Origin of the sequence: Allobosea sp. LC85 (assembly GCF_000735605.1) — a bacterium.
Taxonomy (GTDB): domain Bacteria; phylum Pseudomonadota; class Alphaproteobacteria; order Rhizobiales; family Beijerinckiaceae; genus Allobosea.
The window spans coordinates 35,208-51,475 of record NZ_JPKG01000063.1 but is presented as its reverse complement, the minus strand read 5'-3'; the positions used below and the strand labels follow the sequence as shown (position 1 = coordinate 51,475).

Below are 16,268 nucleotides of genomic sequence, written 5' to 3'. Positions count from 1 at the left end.
TCAGGCGTTCAGAGCCTTCATCCGACCAAGAGCCTCGGCCACATCTCCTTCCGACAGCGCCAGGCCAAAGCCAAAACGCAGCACGTCGCCGCGATGGTCCGTGGCGATGCCGTGCTTCGCCAGTGCGGCCTCCAGCGCTCCGGCTCCTTCGGTGTGGAAGGCGAGGAAATTGCCATGTGCTGAGGGGGGGCCAAAAGGCGTGATCAGTTGCGCCGGGGATAGCCAGGGAATTGTCAGCGCATCGAGGCCCGAGAGGAATTGCCGCATCAGGCAGATGGCGTGCTCGTGGACATGACGCGCATCGAGGCCATTGGCTTGCAGCCATGCCAGCACGGCTCGCATGCGATAGAGCCCGCAGGGATCGAAGGTCGCGCCGAGGAAACGGCCGCCATCGGCGGAATAGCCGATACTGCTGCCGGGCGGGGCCGCGAGCGCGCCGAAGGCTGCAAACCAGCCGGTGTCGCGCGGCCGCGGGCCATACCCTGGCGGGCAGTGCATGAAGCAGCAGCCCTCGCCGGCCATCGCGTATTTATAGCCGCCGGCGATGTAGAAGACGCGGTCCGCAATCGCCGAAAGATCGGTCGGCAGGGCGAGGTAGCCGTGATAGCCGTCGATCGCGACCAGGGTTGCCTCGGACGGCACCGCGCCGGCGAGTGCTGCGAGATCGCCGGAGGTCGCGCCCGAATTGAACAGGACCTGGCTGACATAGATCAGGTCGTGGCCACCGGCGATGATCGCCGTCCGGAGACGTTCGTGAAAGGTTGCGAAGGGCTCGGCGGCGATTTCGTCGAGCTGGATCAGCCCCTCTTCTGCCAGACGCGCGAGCTGCCGCCGTGCCGTGTGGAATTCGGCGCTCGTCGTCAGTATGCGAGGGGTGCGGTCGGTTGGCAGGCAGGAGAGCAGGCGACGCAGGAATTCGTGGGTGTTCGGGGCAAAGGCGATGCTCGACGGATCGGGAAGCCGGAGCTCCCGCGCGATGCCGGCCTGAACCGCCGGAATCAGCTCGCCGAAGACGAGGCTCCATTTGTGGCCTGCGAGGTGGGCGGCATCGGTCCAGGCCAGCTCCTGCGCCGCGAAACTGACATCGGGCCAGTCGTGATGACTATGCGCCGCGAGGTTGATCCGCTCCGGTGCCGCGCTGCGGAAACGGCTGAAATGAGCTGTCCAGTCGCCGCGCATCAGGCCGCTCCGTAGCTGAAACCCATGCGCCGGCGCACCTCTTCGGGCAGGTCCGGCAGGTCCCGGGCCGCGAGCAGGTAGCTGGAAAGGTGGAAGAGGTCGATGAAGATGCGGTGCTTCTCGGCCGTGGCACGCAAATAGCCCGAGCCCGAGGAGCCGCCGGTGCCGGGCCGGACGCCGATCATGCGCTCGACCATCAGCGCATGACGCAGGCGCCAGAGCGTCAGGCTTTCGTCGATGTCCATCAGGTTTTGCAGGAGCCGGAAGGGCAGCTGCAGCACCGGCATGTCGCGATAGAGCGCGATGAACAGGGCCGCTTCGATCGCGCGCGCCGACATGTGCCAGGTCGTGCCGGCGGCGTCCGGCTCGAACAGGGCCTGGAAGCGGGCGAGCGCCTTCTCGATCGCGGCGGCGTCGGCCTGACGCTGCGCTTCCGGCAAGGATGGGTCGGTGCCGATGCTGCGCACATCGCGCTGCAGCGCCGCGATCACTGCGGCACGATAGCTTTCGCGGAAATTGTAGTCGCCAAGTGCGACGAAGGGCGTGCGCGCGAGCCAGGCGTCAAGCTGGGACAGCAGGGACGGGCTATGCTCGGCGTCGAGCCTGGCGCGGTCCTCGGGCGCCAGGCGTTCGCGCATGCTCTGATCGTCGATCCGGAGGCGGAGCGTATCGGCGAGACCGAGACGGCTCTCGATCAGCCGGAACTGCACGGACTGGAAGCCCGAGGCCGGGGTCAGCAGGTCGCGGAATTCGAGGAAGCCGGCGGGCGTCATCGTCTCCAGCACGTCGAGCTGGCCGACCAGAAGCTTCAGGATCTCATGAATGCGGCCGAGACCCGCGACGATGCGACCAAGGTTCTCGTCGGCGACGGGGCTCGCCGAGAAATCGAGCTGGATGCGGTCGAGCTCATGCAGGATCTGCTTGAACCAGAGCTCATAGGCCTGATGGACGATGATGAAGAGCATCTCGTCATGGGCCGGAGTGCCGGCCTTCACGCTCTCCAGGGTCTGGCAGGCCAGCAGATCGTCGACCTGCAGATAGCTTCCGTAGGACAACCTGCGTGGTGAAGCGGCCATGATCGCGGACCCCGGTTCGGAGCAGTTATTTCAAGTTTAAAATAACTGCTCCGGGGGATCAAGCGGTGGCTGTGCTGGGGCGATGCTGCTGGGGCAGGAGGAAGGGCAGGCCGGCGGCGGGCGCGCGGCTGAAGCTGAGATCGACCTTGAAGACATTGCGCAGCAAGGCGTCATCCAGCGTCGCCGCGGGTGCTCCCTGGGCGACGATGCGACCGCGGTCCATCACGACGAGGTGGTCCGCATAAGTCACGGCGAGATTGATATCGTGGAGCACGATCAACACGGCCACACCGCGGGCCGCAATCGCACGTGCCATGTCGAGCAGGGCGAGCTGATGGCAGAGATCGAGACTGGCGATCGGCTCGTCGAGGAAGAGTGTCTGCCGTGTCGCGACGCTGCGGCCGGCCTCGAGCTGGCAGAGCACACGGGCGAACTGCACGCGCTGCTGCTCGCCGCCGGACAAGGTCTGATAGCGGCGTGCAGCGAGCTCTGCGACGCCGGCCGAGGCCAGGCATTCGCCGACGAGGGCTTCGCGGCGCTGACGCGACAAGGCGCGGCCGACACCGTCCACGCCGAGGCGCGCGACCTCAAAGACGCTGAAGGGAAAGGCGAGCCGCGTGTGCTGCGCCATCACGGCACGCTGGCAGGCCAGGCGCCAGGACGGGATGGCAGAGAGACGCTCACCGTCGAGCAGGACCTCGCCGCTGGCGGGCTTCAGCTCGCCGGTGACCAACTTGAGCAGGGTCGATTTGCCGGCGCCATTGGGGCCGATCAGGATCGTGGTCTTGCCGGGTTTGAGATCGAGCGAAGCCTCGCTGACCAGCGCCCGTCCGCTGGCCATGAAGCTCAGTGACCGGCCCGACAGGATCGGCTCGCCATTGATTGGCTCAGACATCGAGACCATCCGCGCGACGCAGCAGGAGCCACAGGAAGAAGGGCGCGCCGAGTGCCGCAGTGACGATGCCGATCGGCAACTCGGCCGGAGCGACAATCATGCGTGCGACGATGTCGGCGGCGACCAGCAGCGTTGCCCCGCCCAGCGCCGAGAGCGGCAGCAGCAGCCGGTGGTCGGGGCCGAGGGCGAGGCGGATCAGATGCGGCACGACGATGCCGACGAAGCCAATCACGCCGGCCGAGGCGACGCTGGCGCCGACGGCCAGGGCCACCAGCAGGATCGCCAGCGCCTTGATGCGCTGGACCGGAATGCCGAGATGGTAGGCTTCCGCCTCTCCGAGCATCAAGGCGTTCAACCCGCGCGCCAGCAGCGGCACGGCCAGCAGAAGCGGCAGGACGATGGGCGCGATGACCACGAGCTTGGTCCAGCTCGCGCCGCCAAGGCTGCCCAGCGACCAGAAGGTCAGGTCGCGCAGCTGTCGATCATCCGAAATGAAGGCGAGGACGCCGGTGAGCGCACCGGCAAGCGCACCGAGCGCGACACCGGCGAGCAGCATGGTCGCGACCGAGGTGCGGCCTTGGCGGGTGGCAATGAGATAAAGGGTCAGTGTCGAGATCAGGCCGCCGCAGAAGGCGCCGAAGGGGAGCGCTGCAAAGGGCAGCTTCATCGTCAGGCCGGCGAGGAGCCGGTCACCAAGGACGATCGTCGCAGCTGCTGCCAGGCCCGAGCCTGCCGAGACGCCGACGAGGCCGGGATCGGCGAGCGGATTGCGGAAGAGCCCCTGCATCAGGGCTCCGGAAATCGCGAGTGCGGCACCGACAAGCGCCCCGAGCAGCACGCGCGGCAAGCGGATATTGAGGACGACGAGCGCGTCGCGCCCGTCCAGCAGGGCGGTCTCGCCAGTCAGCCTTGCCCAGAGGATCTCGGCGACCCGGCCAGGCGGAATCGAGAAGGCGCCTTGCCCGACGGCCACGAGCATCAGCAGGCAGCAGAGCAGGACAAGGCCGGCAATGACCAGGGCGGCCTGCCGCCTTTGTCCGGCTGCGAAGCTCGCGAGCGCGGTCGTGGTCATCGCGCCGGCAGGGCGGACCGCGAGCGTCATGGCGCGGCGGCGTTCTTGAGCGGCGGGATCGCGGCTTCGGGATAGAGCGCTGCCATCAGGTCGCGGGCTGCTGCCGGCGTGCGCGGGCCGAAGCCGAGCAGGTAGAGGGCATCCATCGTGATGAGCGCCATTTTTGCCGCGGCCGGTGTCTGCGAGAAGGTCGGCATGCCGAACACCTCTTCCGGCGATGCATTATGACTGCTGCTGTTGCGCATCATCAGGATCACGTCGGGTGCCGCCGCGATGATGGCCTCGTCATTGAGCGGCTTGAAGCCCTCCACGGCGGTCGCGGCGTTGACGCCGCCGGCCATCTGGATGATCGCATCGGCCGAACTGTTGCGGCCGCCGACCAGCACGCGCCCGTTCTGGAGCGACAGGACGAAGAGCACGCGCTTCTTGGCCGGAAGGCCGGAGCGCAGTGTCTGAAGTTCGTCGAAACGTGTCTTCGTCTGCTGGGCAAGACGCGCAGCAGGTTCAGCCGCACCTGCGACCGCGCCAATCGCCTGGATCTTGGTGACGACGCCATCCGGCGAATTGTCTTCCGGGATGCTGGCGAGGCGCAGCCCGGCTTCGTTGAGCAGCGAGACCGCCCCGGGAGGGCCTGCGCCCTCGAGGGCAATGACCAGCGAGGGCTTGAGGGAGAGCACGCCTTCGGCCGAAAGCGCGCGGACATAGCCGACGCTGGCTTTGTCGCGCAGGGCCTCGGGCGGGAACTGGCTGGTGGTGTCGACACCGACGATCCGGTCCTGCAGGCCGAGAGCATAGAGCACCTCGGTGATCACGCCGCCGACGGCGACGATGCGATCCGGTGTCTGTGCCTGGGCCGCGCCGGGGAGCATGGATGGCGCAAAGAGGCCGGCGGCGGCCAGAAAGGTCAGTCCGATCGCGGCACTCAGCTCGCGTCGATGTGGCCGTGCGCCGAGCGGCCTCGCAGGCGCCAGGGGGCTTGGCATGGTTGTCTCTCCGCTTCCCGGGTTGCACCTCGATGGAAGATGGGATCGGAATCGATCTCGTCTACCCAAGAGTGCGCGACATCTCGTCATCTGAAGGTGATCTAAAGCAGTTGTCAGTTTTTAATTATTCTAAGAAAGGATAAAGCTTAAGCGTTGTTGACGGTGATATTCAGCTTTACTACATAGGGTCAAGAGCGGCGCGCCGGGACGGTGCGACCGCCCGCGCCAGCCAGCCACACGCAGCCCGCGTCCAGCCAGCCAGTCGCTGCAAATCTTCAGGTTCGGGGCTGGACGCATGAATTCTCACGCCGCGCTGTTGCGCGCTTCCGTTTCCGTGGCTGCCATCGCGCTGTGGTCGCTTGGCGCTCATGCTCAATCCCAGCCGGCCCCGGCCTCCGCCGGGGCGCCGATCGCGCTGGACGAGATCACCGTGACGGCGAGCAAGCAGGAAGAGCGCGCGATCGATGCGCTCGCCTCGGTCTCGGTGATGACGCGCAACGAGATCCGTTCGCAGCAGCCGCAAAGGCTCGGCACCCTCCTCAACCAGATGCCCAGCGTGTCGTCGCAGGAAAACCCGAACGATCCGGCGACTGCGATCAACATTCGTGGTCTGCAGGATTTCGGCCGCGTCGCGGTGACGATCGATGGCGCGCGGCAGAATTTCCAGCGTTCCGGCCATAATGCCAATGGCGCCTTCTTCCTCGATCCGGCCTTTGTGCGCGTCATCGACGTGACGCGCGGCCCGGTTGCCAACATCTACGGCTCGGGCGCGATCGGTGGCGTCGTGTCTTTCGAGACGGTCGATCCCAAGGACATCCTCAGGCCGGGCGAGCGCGCAGCGATCGAGATCGGCGGCACCGGCGTGTTCGCTCGCCAGACCGGTGCCTTCGGCAATGCCATCGGCGCCTTCCGACCGAATGATGTCGTCGCGGGCCTGGTCGGGCTTTCCTTCCGCTCGCTCAATCCCTATCGCGATGGTGGCGGCACGAGGATCGCCGATAGCGGGCAGGACCTGGTTTCAGGTCTCGGCAAGATCGTGATCACGCCCGGCGAAGGCCAGGAGCTCAAGCTCGGCGGCCAGTACCAGCGCTACGACTTCTCCAACGGGGTCGGCACGCCGACGGCGCCGCGTCGCGACAACGAGGTCACGACGCAGAACTACACGGCGCGCTACAGTTTCTCGCGACCCGACATCCCGTGGCTGAACCTGAACGTCAGCGCCTATTCAACGTCGACAGACACGGACCAGACCCAGATCTCGGGTGCGGGCGCGGCTCTTGGCGCGAAGCGCTATTTCAAGGTCGAGACGACCGGGTTCGACATCTACAACACCTCGAAGTTCGATCTCGGCGCGGCGGCGCTGAACCTGACCTATGGTGCGGACTGGTTCGAGGATCGCGTCAGGACCAGCGATCCCGTCAGCAATGGCGACGAGACGACGCCGTCGGGCAAGCGCAGCGTCTATGGCGGCTTCGTGCAGAGCCACGTGAAATACTCGATCTTCGACCTGATCGGCGCGCTGCGCTACGACGCCTATGAGCTCAGCGGCGGTCGGACCTCTTCGGACGGCAACCGCATCTCGCCCAAGCTGACGCTCGGCGTCACACCACTGCAGGGCCTGCAGGTCTACGGCACCTATGCCGAGGGCTATCGCGCGCCGTCGGTGACCGAGACGCTGGTCGATGGGCCGCATCCGGCTCCGGCCAGCTTCATCTTCCGGCCGAACCCGAACCTGAAGCCGGAAGTCGGCAAGACGCTCGAGGCCGGCGTCAACCTGAAATACGATAACATCCTGAGCGAGGGCGACCGCTTCCGCGGCAAGCTCGCCGTCTACAAGAACGACGTGAAGAACTATATCGACGGCATCTTCGTCGATCCCGGCGCACCGTGCGGCGCGCCGATTCCGGGCGCCTGCAACGATGCCTTCTTCACATACCAGAACGTCGCCAAGGCGCGCATCACGGGCTTCGAGGCCGAACTCGGCTACGACGCGAAACGCTGGTTCATGACCCTTGCCGGCTCGACCACGCGTGGCGACAACAGGACGCTGAACCAGCCGCTGCAGTCGATCTATCCAGACAAGCTGGTCCTCAACGGCGGTTTGCGCTTCTTCGAGGAGAAGCTGACGGTCGGCGCCCGGCTGACGCTGGTTGACGATCAAAAGCGCCTGCCGCCTGGATCGCAGGTGCTTGCGAGCAAGGCCTATGCGCTGGTCGATCTCTACGCCGACTACAAGATCACGCCGGATGCCCGCGCCTATCTCTCGCTCGAGAATGTTGGCGACGTTCGCTATCGCCGCTACCGCGACGGCGACAACAGCCCGGGCTTTGTCGGCAAGGTCGGTTTCTCGACGCGCTTCGGCACATGAGGACCGCCATGCCGCACGGCATTGCCCGCTTTCCGTTCAACCAAGCCAGCCATCAGCCAGCCAACCGAGGATAACGCCCATGTTCATCGCCATGAATCGCTTCAAGGTCGTCAAGGGAGAGGAGGCTGCCTTTGAGACGGTCTGGTCCTCGCGCAAGACCCGCCTCGACGAGATGAAGGGCTTCATCGCCTTCCATTTGCTCAAGGGGCCGGAGAAGGAGGATCACACCCTCTATTCCTCGCATACGACCTGGACGTCGAAGGACGATTTCACCGCCTGGACGAAGTCTGACCAGTTCCGTGAATCGCATCGCAATGCCGGCCAGCCCCGGGCCACGCCGATGTATCTCGGACATCCCGAATTCGAGGGCTTCGAGACGGTGCTAAGCGAGGCCAATCCGCATTTGCCCCGCCAGGCGGCAGAGTGAGGGAGGACGGCATGTCGATCTCGCAGGCGAGCGCCGCGGCGGTCCAGGACCCGTCACCGGCAGACCCGATGGAGCGCGTCAGGCAGGCGCTGGCAGCCAAGCCCGATGGCGTGATCGAGGCCATCGCCCGCGAGGTCGGCGTGCCGACACTCGCGGTGCTGGAGGCAGCGCCAGCCGATCAGCGCCATTTCATTGCTGCCGAGCGCTTCGAGGCGCTGTGGCGGGCGCTCTCGACCTGGGGCGATGTGCTCTTCATCGTCCACACCGCCGATATCGTGCTGGAATGCGAAGGCGCGCTGCCCGTCGGCTCCTTCGGCCATGGCTACTACAACATCCACGGCGACAGCCCGATCGGCGGACATATCAAGGCTGGCAACTGCACGGCGATCTATCTGGTCGACCGGCAATTCCATGGCCGCCGCTCCTGCTCGGTCCAGTTCTTCAATGCTGCCGGCGAAGCGATGTTCAAGGTCTTCGTGCGGCGCGATGAGAAGCGCGAGTTGATTGCCGAGCAGGTTGCGTTTTTCGAAGGCCTGAAGGCGCAATTCTCCTGACAGGTCGGGCTCTGATCCACCGCTTCAACGCCGTCGTCGCGATCTCGTGACGGCGGCGTTCTTCATTGGTCTTGGCTTTGTGCCGCGGCGCGACGATTTTCGCCGGCATCGCTGGGAACGCTGACACGGCCTGACAGCATGATCGGCACAATGCGCGATGTGGGAACGCCTGCGTCGCCGGTGCGTTGACCGGCGGCGGCGGTTCTCGCGCCGAGGCGATCCCGTTCAGTCGAACCGAAGGCTGCACTCCATGAAGAACCAGATCATTGCCGGGGCCGCATCCACCAGGCCAGGAGCTCGCCTGTCTGCGAGCGCGGTGCTCGAGAACACGGCCTCGCTCCAGGATTGGCGTCGGCAGGTGGCGGATCTCTACGCGGCGGTCCGGGCGATGCCAGCGGAAGTGGGCTGGGCGCAGTGGCGCGATGTGCGCGACCGGCTGTTTCGCGAGCATCGCCAGTCGCCGCTTGCGGCCGCCCGACGACAGCGCTTCAGTGGCATCCGCTATTTCCCCTACGATCCGGAATTGCGCTTCGAGGTCGGGCTCCAGCCAGCAGTCGGGCGCGAGACCATCCAGATCGAAGCCGGAAAGGACGGCGCCATGATGCTCAGGCCTTACGCGCTGACCGACGGGATGGAGGGCGCGCTCGGTCGCGAACTGACGCTCTACTGGATCGAGGGCTATGGCGGCGGGACCTTCCTGCCCTTCGGCGATGCGAGCAATGGCGAGGAGACCTTTGCCGGCGGCCGCTACCTGCTCGACACGATCAAGAGCGCCGATCTCGGCGCGACGTCTGAGGGGCGAATGATCCTCGACTTCAATTTCGCCTATTATCCGTCCTGCGCCTATTCGGAGGCCTGGGTCTGCCCTTTGTCGCCCATCGAGAATCGCTTGCCCGCCGCGATCCATGCCGGCGAGCGAAATCCGCTCAGTTGAGCGTTTGCGCGGAGCGTTCATTCTCCGGAACGGAATCGCGAAGGCATTTTTTCCTTTGCGCGCCCGAAACTTGCATCGCTGTTCGATCCCTCGTTAGCTAACCCCTTGAGCCATCACAGGAGGCGGCCATGAAACTCATCAGCACGCGCTTCGCGAAGACCGTCTGTACTGTTGCCGCCATGATCCTGGTGGGGCTGTCGGCGGCAGCGGCCCAGACGATCAAGATCGGTTCCAAGAATTTCACCGAGCAGTTCATCGTTGCCGAGCTCTATGCCGCGGCCCTGGAGGGCGCGGGCTTCAAGGTCGAGCGCAAGATCAATCTCGGCGGCACGCTGGTGGCGCATGAGGCCCTGAAGAGCGGCGCGATCGACCTCTATCCGGAATATACCGGGACCGGCCTCAACGCCGTGATGAAGGTGCAGGGCGTGACCGAAACCGACCCGGAGAAGGTGCGCGGCATGGTCAAGGCCTTCTACGAGAAGGAATTCAACCTGACCTGGCTGAAGCCGTCCGGCATCAATAACGGCTATGCCATCGTGGTGCGCCCCGAGACGGCGAAGGAATACAACCTCAAGACCCTGACCGATCTCGGCAAAGTCTCGTCCAAGCTTCGGCTCGGCGCGGGCACCGAGTTCGTCGATCGTCGTGATGGCATCAAGGGCCTCAAGGAGGTCTATGGCGCCGAGTTTGCCGAGTTCAAGCAGTTCGCTGCGCTACGGCTGCGCTACGAGGCGCTGAACCAGAAGCAGGTCGACATCGCCAATGGCTTCTCCACCGACTGGCAGATCGCGGCGGAGAAATTCGTGGCGCTGGACGACGACAAGTCACTGTTCCCACCCTATTTCCTCGCCCCGGTCGTGCGTCAGGAGATCGCTGGCAACGCCAAGGTCGTCGAGATCCTCGAAAAGGTTGGGGCGGTGCTCGACAATGCGACGATGCAGGAGCTGAACCGACAGGTCGAGGTTGACAAGAAGGAGCCGCGTACCGTCGCCGCCGCCTTCCTGAAAGCCAAGGGTCTTGTCCGCTAAGGCGGGCGGCCCGCGGATGGTGCTGGCGCAAAGGGCGGTCCCCGCCGTCGTCATCGGTGCGGGGCCGCTTTCGATCGACGAGGTCCATGCTGTCGCGCATGGTGCTGCGCGGATCATGCTTGCTCCCGCGCTGCTGGAGCGGCTGAGCGGGGCACGCGCGGCGGTGGAGCGCAGCCTTGAACGCGGCGAGGCTGTCTACGGTTTGACGACGGGCCTTGGAGCTGCTGTCGACACGCGGCTGGCGGCGGATCAGATCGCCGCCTTCCAGCTGCGGGCCGTTCGGGCGCGGGCCGTCGGCGTCGGGCGTTGCCTGTCGCGGGCCGAGGTGCGGGCCATGCTGCTCGCGCGGCTTGCCGGTCTTGCTCAGGGCGCCTCCGGCATCTCGCCTTGCCTTGTCGGGACGCTCGCTGCGATGCTCAATTCCGGTGTTCACCCTGTCGTCCGACGCATCGGTTCGCTGGGGGAGGCTGATCTCAGTTCGCTCGCCCAGCTTTTTCTGCCGCTGACAGGAGAGGGCGAGGCTGAATTCGACGGGCAGATTCGAACCGGTCCCGAGGCCATGCGCCTGGCCGGCATCGCGCTTCCGGCCTTTGGGCCGAAGGATGGGCTCGCATTGCTCAATGCCAATGCCGAGAGCGCCGGCCTGGCTGCGCTCGCGCTTCGCGCCATGGCAAGGGCGCTGGAAGCACTGACAGTGGCAGGCGCACTCTCGCTGGAGGCTTACCGCGCCAATCTTTCGCCCATCGCGAGCAATCTGGTCGCCCTCCGGCCGGTGCCGAGCCATGTCGCCGGCGCAGCGAAGTTGCGCGAACTCCTGGCCGGGAGCGATCTCCTTGGCGAGGGCGCTGCCAGGCGCGTGCAGGACCCGCTCTCCTTTCGCTGCCTGGCGCCCGTGAACGGAGCCGCATTCGCCGCGCTAGAGACGGCGCGGGCGCTGGTCGAAGTCGAGCTGAACGGGGCTGGCGACAGCCCGGCGGTGCTCATCACCGAAGATATCCTGCGTTCGACCGTCAATTTCGACACGACGGCGCTTGCACTCGCGCTCGAAGGGCTCGGACTGGCGGCCGCCCATACCGCGACGATCTCGGCGTTCCGCGTCACCAAGCTGATGTCGCCTGCGGCCAGTGAGCTGCCGCGCTTCCTGACCCGCCATGGCGGCACGCATGCCGGTTTTGCGACCACGCAGAAGACGGCTGCAGCCCTGGAAGCCGAGATCCGCCATCTCGCCGTGCCGCTCGGCCCGATGACCATGCCGGTTGCCGATGGTGTCGAGGACTACGCGCCGATGACGCCGCGCATCGTCGCAAAGACGGCCATGATTGCCGAGCACCTGTCGCGACTTGCTGCGATCGAGCTGGTCGTGGCCGCCGAGGCCACCGACCAGCGCGAAGGCATCAGGCTCGGCGCCGGCACCACTCTCGCGCATCGCTTCGTCCGAGCCCATGTCGCCCGCCTCGACGATGACCGGCCGATGGGGCGCGAGTTCGAGGCCCTTGCCGAACGGTTGGCGGCAGGAGAGCTTGCCGCTGCGCTTGCGGACCTGCCGGCATGACCTGGACGCTGGAGAATTATGACCGCCTGCTGATCGCGCTCTGGGAGCATATCCAGCTCGTCGGCATCGGTCTCGCGATTTCGCTCGTCATCGGCCTGCCGCTCGGCATCGTCTCGGCGCGGCGGCCGACCTTCTACCTCGTCGTGCTGCTGATTTCCGGCGCGCTCTACACGGTACCGGCGCTGGCGATCTTCGCATTGCTGATTCCCGTCCTCGGGCTGGGCTTCGGTCCGGCGATCGTGGCACTCGTGATGTATGCCCTGCTGATCATCATCCGGAATACGGCAACGGGCCTGCGCGAGATCGCGCCCGACATTCTGGATGCTGCCGACGGCATGGGCTATGGCCGTTGGCGCCGGCTCTTTGCCATTGAACTCCCGCTGGCGATGCCGGTGATCATCGCCGGCATCCGCATCACGGTCGTCACGATGGTCTCGGTTGCGACCGTGGCGGCCTTCATCAATGCCGGCGGCCTCGGCGACATCATCTTCCAGGGCATCACGCAGGATTTCGGCGAGAAGGTCGTGGTCGGCGCGATCATGACCTCGCTCCTCGCCATCACCTGCGACGAGATCTTGCGCCGGCTCGAGCTCGGCCTGCGGGCGGCCCAGGCGGAGGGCGCCTGATGCTCGACTGGATCTCCGCCAATCCCCGCATCTTCTGGACAGCAGTCCAGAACCATCTCTGGCTTTCGGGCGTCGCACTGCTCGCGGTGGTATTGATCGCGCTGCCACTCGGGCTTGCGCTGACGCGTCATCGCAGCCTCGCCAATTCGGCGATTGCGATCGTCAACGTCCTGCGCACCGTGCCGAGCCTGGCCTTGCTCGTCATCATGCTGCCCCTGCTCGGCACCGGCTTCCTGCCGTCAATGGTGGCGCTGACGCTCTATGGCCTGCCGGCTCTGCTGCTCAACACCTATACGGGCTTGAGCGAGGTCGACCGCGACATCGTCGAGGCTGCGCGCGGGCAAGGACTCTCAGATGCGCAAGTGATGAAGCGGATCGAGATCCCGCTGGCGCTGCCGGTGATTTTTGCCGGCATCCGCACGGCTGCCGTGCAGGTTGTTTCGGCGGCGACCCTCGCGGCCTTCATCGGCGGCGGGGGGCTCGGCGAGCTGATCACCGCCGGCATGGCGAATTTCAATTTTCCGCAGCTGATTGCCGGAGCGGTCGCGGTCGCGCTGCTCGCGCTGTTGGTCGAGATTGGTTTTGCGAGCGTCGAGCGGGCCATGACGCGTTCCGCGCGAATGGGGGCCCGATGATCCGTCTCGAGAATGTCAGCAAGCTCTTCCCGGGCATCGCGCGCCCCGCCGTCGACAGCCTCGATCTCTCGGTGCCCGAAGGCCGGACCTGCGTGCTGATCGGCCCCTCCGGCTGCGGCAAGACCACGACAATGCGGATGGTGAACCGGCTGATCGAACCGAGCTCCGGCCGGATCATCGTCGAGGGTGAGGATGTGACCCAGGCCGATCCGGTGCTGCTTCGCCGCCGCATCGGCTATGTCATTCAGCAGGTCGGCCTGTTCCCGCACATGACCATCGCCGAAAATGTTGCGACCGTGCCAAAACTGCTTGGCTGGCCGGCCGAGAAGATCAAGTCGCGCTCGGAGGAGATGCTGGCCCTGGTCGGGTTGGAACCTGCGCAGTTCCTGGCGCGCTACCCACGCCATCTCTCCGGCGGACAGCGCCAGCGTGTCGGGGTGGCGCGCGCCTTGGCTGCCGATCCGCCGGTCATGTTGATGGACGAGCCGTTCGGGGCGGTCGACCCCGTGGTGCGAGGACGCCTGCAGGAGGAATTCGTCGCGATCCTGCGCCGGCTGAAGAAGACGGTGATCTTCGTCACCCATGATATCGATGAAGCGATCCGCATGGGCGATGTCGTCGCCATCATGAAGGACGGCTGCCTGGTGCAGTATGACACGCCCGACCGTTTGCTGGCGGCCCCGGCCGACGCGTTCGTTGCCGATTTTGTCGGTGCCGATGCCGCGTTGCGGCGGCTCTCGCTGATCAGCGCTGGGGATGCGGTCGAGGATGGGGCGCCACAGGATTCCGATCTGCGGCTGCCGGCATCGGCCAATCTGCGCAATGTGCTCTCGGCGCTTCTGACCGAAGGTCGGGATGGGGCAACTATCGTCGATGGCGACAGCAAGCCGCTGGGGCGGATCACGCTTGCGGCGATCCGGGCGCGCAGTGCCGGGCACCCGGCGGGTTCCTAGCCTGGCCGATCATACCCGGCGGCCTCCGCCCTGCGCGCATCCTCGAGCAGCACGTCATAGACGCCGCATTCAATGGCGGCGAAACCGGAGAGCTGCAGGCGAGCCAGCAAAGGCTCCGCCTCGGACAAGGCTGCGGCGTCGAGCAGCGCATCTCGAAGGTTCGAGAGCTGCACCGCATCGATCGTGTCCGAGGCGACCAGGAGCGGCATCGGCCTTGGGAGCGTGGTCTCGATGATCCGCAGTCTTGCTGCCGTTTCAGGCTCATACGCGCGCAACAGGTCGTGAAAATACGAATCGAGCGGGCCAATATCGATTTCGTCATTCAAGAGCGCGGCAATGACCCGGCGCGGCGTCAGGAGCGGACCGATGCTTTGTCGATACAATGGCCCGGCCGTCCAATGCGGGAGCAGGTGGCTGCGCAAGGCGTTGAAGCCGGACTGGGAGTGCTCGACCGTCCAGCCAAGGCGCTGGCCGAAGCTCCCGGCGAGCGTGGCGATCGGGCTTTCGGCGCGGGTGATGAGATGCGTCGCATAGAAGGGCCGCCCGCCAGCCAGCGCCGAGGCCGGGATCGGAGCCGCGATCGGCTGCACGGGAAAACGGCCGCTCGCGAAGGGATAGCCGCAGATGAATGCGAGGCCGAGATCGCCGCGTTGCCAGAGTTCCTCCAACGGAGCCGGCGCGGCATGGTCGACGACGGTCAGCGGCACCCCCGACCGGCTGGAGATCCAGGCGAACAGATCGGCCCAGGCGGCACGAACCGCCGGGTTGACGGCATACATCCGCGCATTGGCGACCAGGTGCGGGGAGGCAGGCTGCGTCACGCGTAACGCAGCCTCTGGCCGAGCCCCATGGCCTTGGCCTTCTCCAGCATGAAATGGCCGAGGGCGATGTCGGAGAGCGAGAGCCCGCGATGCCAGAACAGGATGGTTTCGTCGTCGCTTTCGCGGCCGGGTTTCAGCCCGGCGACGATTTCACCCATCTCGGCGTGGAGGGTCGTCTCCGAGAGCCTGCCGGCCTCGACATGGGCACGCAGCGCGCCGAACTGGCCCGACCTGCACTGGCCCCAGTCGTCGACGACGAGCTTGCTCATGATATCGGTCAGCGAAAGCTCGACGGCGCTCATCGTGCCATAGGGCACGACGAAGGCGCCCGGCTTGATCCAGTCCGTCCTCAGCAGCGGTTCGGGAGCGTCGAGGCGCGAGGCCTCGACGACGATGTCGGCGCCCTCGACGCAGGTACGCCAGTCCTCGGTCACCGTGACGGGCTTGCCGAGATCAGCTGAGAGCCGTGCTCCGAATGCGTCGCGGCTTTCCCGCCGGCGGGAATGCACCCGGATCTCGTCGAAGTCGAACAGGGAGTCGAGTAGACGTACGTTCCAGTAGGCCGTGCCGCGTGCGCCGATATGCCCCAGCACCTTGGCACCTTTGCGTGCGAGGTATTTCGCGCCGATGGCGGTGACTGCGCCGGTGCGCATATCGGTGAGATGGCTCCCGTCGATGATGGCTTTGGGCACGCCATTGGACGGGTCCATCAACAGGAGCAGGCCGAGTTCCGAGGGCAGATCCTCCTTGTAGTTGTCGACGAAGTCACCGATGACCTTGACGCCTGCCAAGTTGATCGGCGCACGAAATGCGCCCCTCAGCACGTTGAAATGACCGCTGCTGCCGCCTGGAATCAGGTGCATGCGCGGTTCGATCACGGTTTCCCCGCGGCCCTGGGCCGCCAGACCGGTCTCCACCGCCGAGATGATCTCCGGGTCGGTCAACCGAAGTGCCTCGACGTCCAGCGCATTCAGGAAATCGAGGTGGATGGGGGAACGGGTCATGGGCTCGGCCTCTCCTGCAGCGGAAACACTGACCGGGACGTCCGCAGATGACAATGGAGCTCAGTTAGAACGCTGATAAATGACGGATTTTGCCACTTTTCCGCCACAACCCGCGTGGTAGCGAGAACCCTCCCCGGCGCGACCAGCGAAAGTGCTGCAAA

16 protein-coding genes are annotated in these 16,268 nt (G+C 65.8%); 9 read left to right on the top strand and 7 right to left on the bottom strand.

Annotated features, from left to right (window positions below):
* From FG93_RS29415 to FG93_RS29395, 5 genes are all read right to left on the bottom strand, one after another.
* Positions 1 to 1,179: an aminotransferase class V-fold PLP-dependent enzyme gene (locus FG93_RS29415; protein WP_043242135.1), complete on the bottom strand. Its 1,179-nt coding sequence runs from the start codon at positions 1,177 to 1,179 to the stop codon at positions 1 to 3.
* The gene (locus tag FG93_RS29410) at positions 1,179 to 2,255 is read right to left on the bottom strand and encodes a tryptophan 2,3-dioxygenase family protein (protein WP_043242133.1); all 1,077 of its coding nucleotides are present in this window, start codon (positions 2,253 to 2,255) and stop codon (positions 1,179 to 1,181) included. The genes FG93_RS29415 and FG93_RS29410 overlap by 1 nt, the downstream gene beginning before the upstream one ends.
* Positions 2,256 to 2,313: 58 nt before the next feature.
* Positions 2,314 to 3,150: a heme ABC transporter ATP-binding protein gene (locus tag FG93_RS29405; protein WP_043242209.1), complete on the bottom strand. Its 837-nt coding sequence runs from the start codon at positions 3,148 to 3,150 to the stop codon at positions 2,314 to 2,316.
* Positions 3,143 to 4,129 (bottom strand): iron ABC transporter permease, encoded by a 987-nt coding sequence (locus tag FG93_RS29400; protein ID WP_244448775.1) that lies wholly within the window; start codon positions 4,127 to 4,129, stop codon positions 3,143 to 3,145. The genes FG93_RS29405 and FG93_RS29400 overlap by 8 nt, the downstream gene beginning before the upstream one ends.
* 119 nt (positions 4,130 to 4,248) lie before the next feature.
* Complete coding sequence (locus FG93_RS29395; protein WP_081882000.1) at positions 4,249 to 5,205, bottom strand: hemin ABC transporter substrate-binding protein; 957 nt, start codon at positions 5,203 to 5,205, stop codon at positions 4,249 to 4,251.
* A gap of 295 nt (positions 5,206 to 5,500) precedes the next feature.
* Between FG93_RS29395 and FG93_RS29390 the strand changes: the two genes are divergently transcribed.
* The 9 genes from FG93_RS29390 to FG93_RS29350 all read left to right on the top strand — a co-directional run bounded on the left by FG93_RS29390 (position 5,501) and on the right by FG93_RS29350 (position 14,282).
* Positions 5,501 to 7,573 (top strand): TonB-dependent hemoglobin/transferrin/lactoferrin family receptor, encoded by a 2,073-nt coding sequence (locus FG93_RS29390; RefSeq protein ID WP_043242128.1) that lies wholly within the window; start codon positions 5,501 to 5,503, stop codon positions 7,571 to 7,573.
* A gap of 79 nt (positions 7,574 to 7,652) precedes the next feature.
* Positions 7,653 to 8,000 carry an antibiotic biosynthesis monooxygenase gene (locus FG93_RS29385; RefSeq protein ID WP_043242126.1) on the top strand — a complete coding sequence of 116 codons (348 nt, stop codon included), beginning with the start codon at positions 7,653 to 7,655 and terminating at the stop codon, positions 7,998 to 8,000.
* Between the two features lie 68 nt (positions 8,001 to 8,068).
* Positions 8,069 to 8,554, top strand: a complete 486-nt coding sequence (gene hutX / locus FG93_RS29380) for a heme utilization cystosolic carrier protein HutX (protein WP_043242205.1) — start codon at positions 8,069 to 8,071, stop codon at positions 8,552 to 8,554.
* A gap of 250 nt (positions 8,555 to 8,804) precedes the next feature.
* Positions 8,805 to 9,488 (top strand): DUF1684 domain-containing protein, encoded by a 684-nt coding sequence (locus FG93_RS29375; RefSeq protein WP_081881999.1) that lies wholly within the window; start codon positions 8,805 to 8,807, stop codon positions 9,486 to 9,488.
* 179 nt (positions 9,489 to 9,667) lie between these two features.
* Positions 9,668 to 10,516, top strand: a complete 849-nt coding sequence (locus tag FG93_RS29370) for a glycine betaine ABC transporter substrate-binding protein (protein ID WP_052514367.1) — start codon at positions 9,668 to 9,670, stop codon at positions 10,514 to 10,516.
* Positions 10,506 to 12,068: a histidine ammonia-lyase gene (gene hutH / locus FG93_RS29365; RefSeq protein ID WP_200878183.1), complete on the top strand. Its 1,563-nt coding sequence runs from the start codon at positions 10,506 to 10,508 to the stop codon at positions 12,066 to 12,068. The genes FG93_RS29370 and hutH overlap by 11 nt, the downstream gene beginning before the upstream one ends.
* The gene (locus tag FG93_RS29360) at positions 12,065 to 12,694 is read left to right on the top strand and encodes an ABC transporter permease (protein WP_043242121.1); all 630 of its coding nucleotides are present in this window, start codon (positions 12,065 to 12,067) and stop codon (positions 12,692 to 12,694) included. Before hutH ends, FG93_RS29360 begins: the two co-directional genes overlap by 4 nt.
* Positions 12,694 to 13,329 carry an ABC transporter permease gene (locus tag FG93_RS29355; protein WP_043242119.1) on the top strand — a complete coding sequence of 212 codons (636 nt, stop codon included), beginning with the start codon at positions 12,694 to 12,696 and terminating at the stop codon, positions 13,327 to 13,329. The genes FG93_RS29360 and FG93_RS29355 overlap by 1 nt, the downstream gene beginning before the upstream one ends.
* A complete protein-coding gene (locus FG93_RS29350; RefSeq protein ID WP_043242117.1) occupies positions 13,326 to 14,282 on the top strand; it encodes an ABC transporter ATP-binding protein in 957 nt (318 codons plus the stop codon). Before FG93_RS29355 ends, FG93_RS29350 begins: the two co-directional genes overlap by 4 nt.
* Here the strand turns inward: FG93_RS29350 and FG93_RS29345 are convergent.
* Positions 14,279 to 15,103, bottom strand: a complete 825-nt coding sequence (locus FG93_RS29345) for a phosphate/phosphite/phosphonate ABC transporter substrate-binding protein (RefSeq protein ID WP_081881998.1) — start codon at positions 15,101 to 15,103, stop codon at positions 14,279 to 14,281. The genes FG93_RS29350 and FG93_RS29345 overlap by 4 nt on opposite strands.
* The gene (locus FG93_RS29340; RefSeq protein WP_043242115.1) at positions 15,100 to 16,107 is read right to left on the bottom strand and encodes an ornithine cyclodeaminase family protein; all 1,008 of its coding nucleotides are present in this window, start codon (positions 16,105 to 16,107) and stop codon (positions 15,100 to 15,102) included. The genes FG93_RS29345 and FG93_RS29340 overlap by 4 nt, the downstream gene beginning before the upstream one ends.
* Positions 16,108 to 16,268: the final 161 nt, after the last annotated feature.

Bases quoted from the DNA above. Each gene is read 5' to 3' on its own strand.
- FG93_RS29400 (WP_244448775.1), bottom strand. From the start codon at position 4,129: ATGCTCGTGGCCGTCGGGCAAGGCGCCTTCTCGATTCCGCCTGGCCGG.
- FG93_RS29360 (WP_043242121.1), top strand. From the start codon at position 12,065: ATGACCTGGACGCTGGAGAATTATGACCGCCTGCTGATCGCGCTCTGG.
- FG93_RS29350 (WP_043242117.1), top strand. From the start codon at position 13,326: ATGATCCGTCTCGAGAATGTCAGCAAGCTCTTCCCGGGCATCGCGCGC.
- FG93_RS29385 (WP_043242126.1), top strand. From the start codon at position 7,653: ATGTTCATCGCCATGAATCGCTTCAAGGTCGTCAAGGGAGAGGAGGCT.
- FG93_RS29415 (WP_043242135.1), bottom strand. From the start codon at position 1,179: ATGCGCGGCGACTGGACAGCTCATTTCAGCCGTTTCCGCAGCGCGGCA.
- FG93_RS29395 (WP_081882000.1), bottom strand. From the start codon at position 5,205: ATGCCAAGCCCCCTGGCGCCTGCGAGGCCGCTCGGCGCACGGCCACAT.
- FG93_RS29370 (WP_052514367.1), top strand. From the start codon at position 9,668: ATGATCCTGGTGGGGCTGTCGGCGGCAGCGGCCCAGACGATCAAGATC.
- FG93_RS29375 (WP_081881999.1), top strand. From the start codon at position 8,805: ATGAAGAACCAGATCATTGCCGGGGCCGCATCCACCAGGCCAGGAGCT.
- hutX (WP_043242205.1), top strand. From the start codon at position 8,069: ATGGAGCGCGTCAGGCAGGCGCTGGCAGCCAAGCCCGATGGCGTGATC.
- FG93_RS29355 (WP_043242119.1), top strand. From the start codon at position 12,694: ATGCTCGACTGGATCTCCGCCAATCCCCGCATCTTCTGGACAGCAGTC.
- FG93_RS29405 (WP_043242209.1), bottom strand. From the start codon at position 3,150: ATGTCTGAGCCAATCAATGGCGAGCCGATCCTGTCGGGCCGGTCACTG.
- FG93_RS29340 (WP_043242115.1), bottom strand. From the start codon at position 16,107: ATGACCCGTTCCCCCATCCACCTCGATTTCCTGAATGCGCTGGACGTC.
- FG93_RS29410 (WP_043242133.1), bottom strand. From the start codon at position 2,255: ATGGCCGCTTCACCACGCAGGTTGTCCTACGGAAGCTATCTGCAGGTC.
- FG93_RS29390 (WP_043242128.1), top strand. From the start codon at position 5,501: ATGAATTCTCACGCCGCGCTGTTGCGCGCTTCCGTTTCCGTGGCTGCC.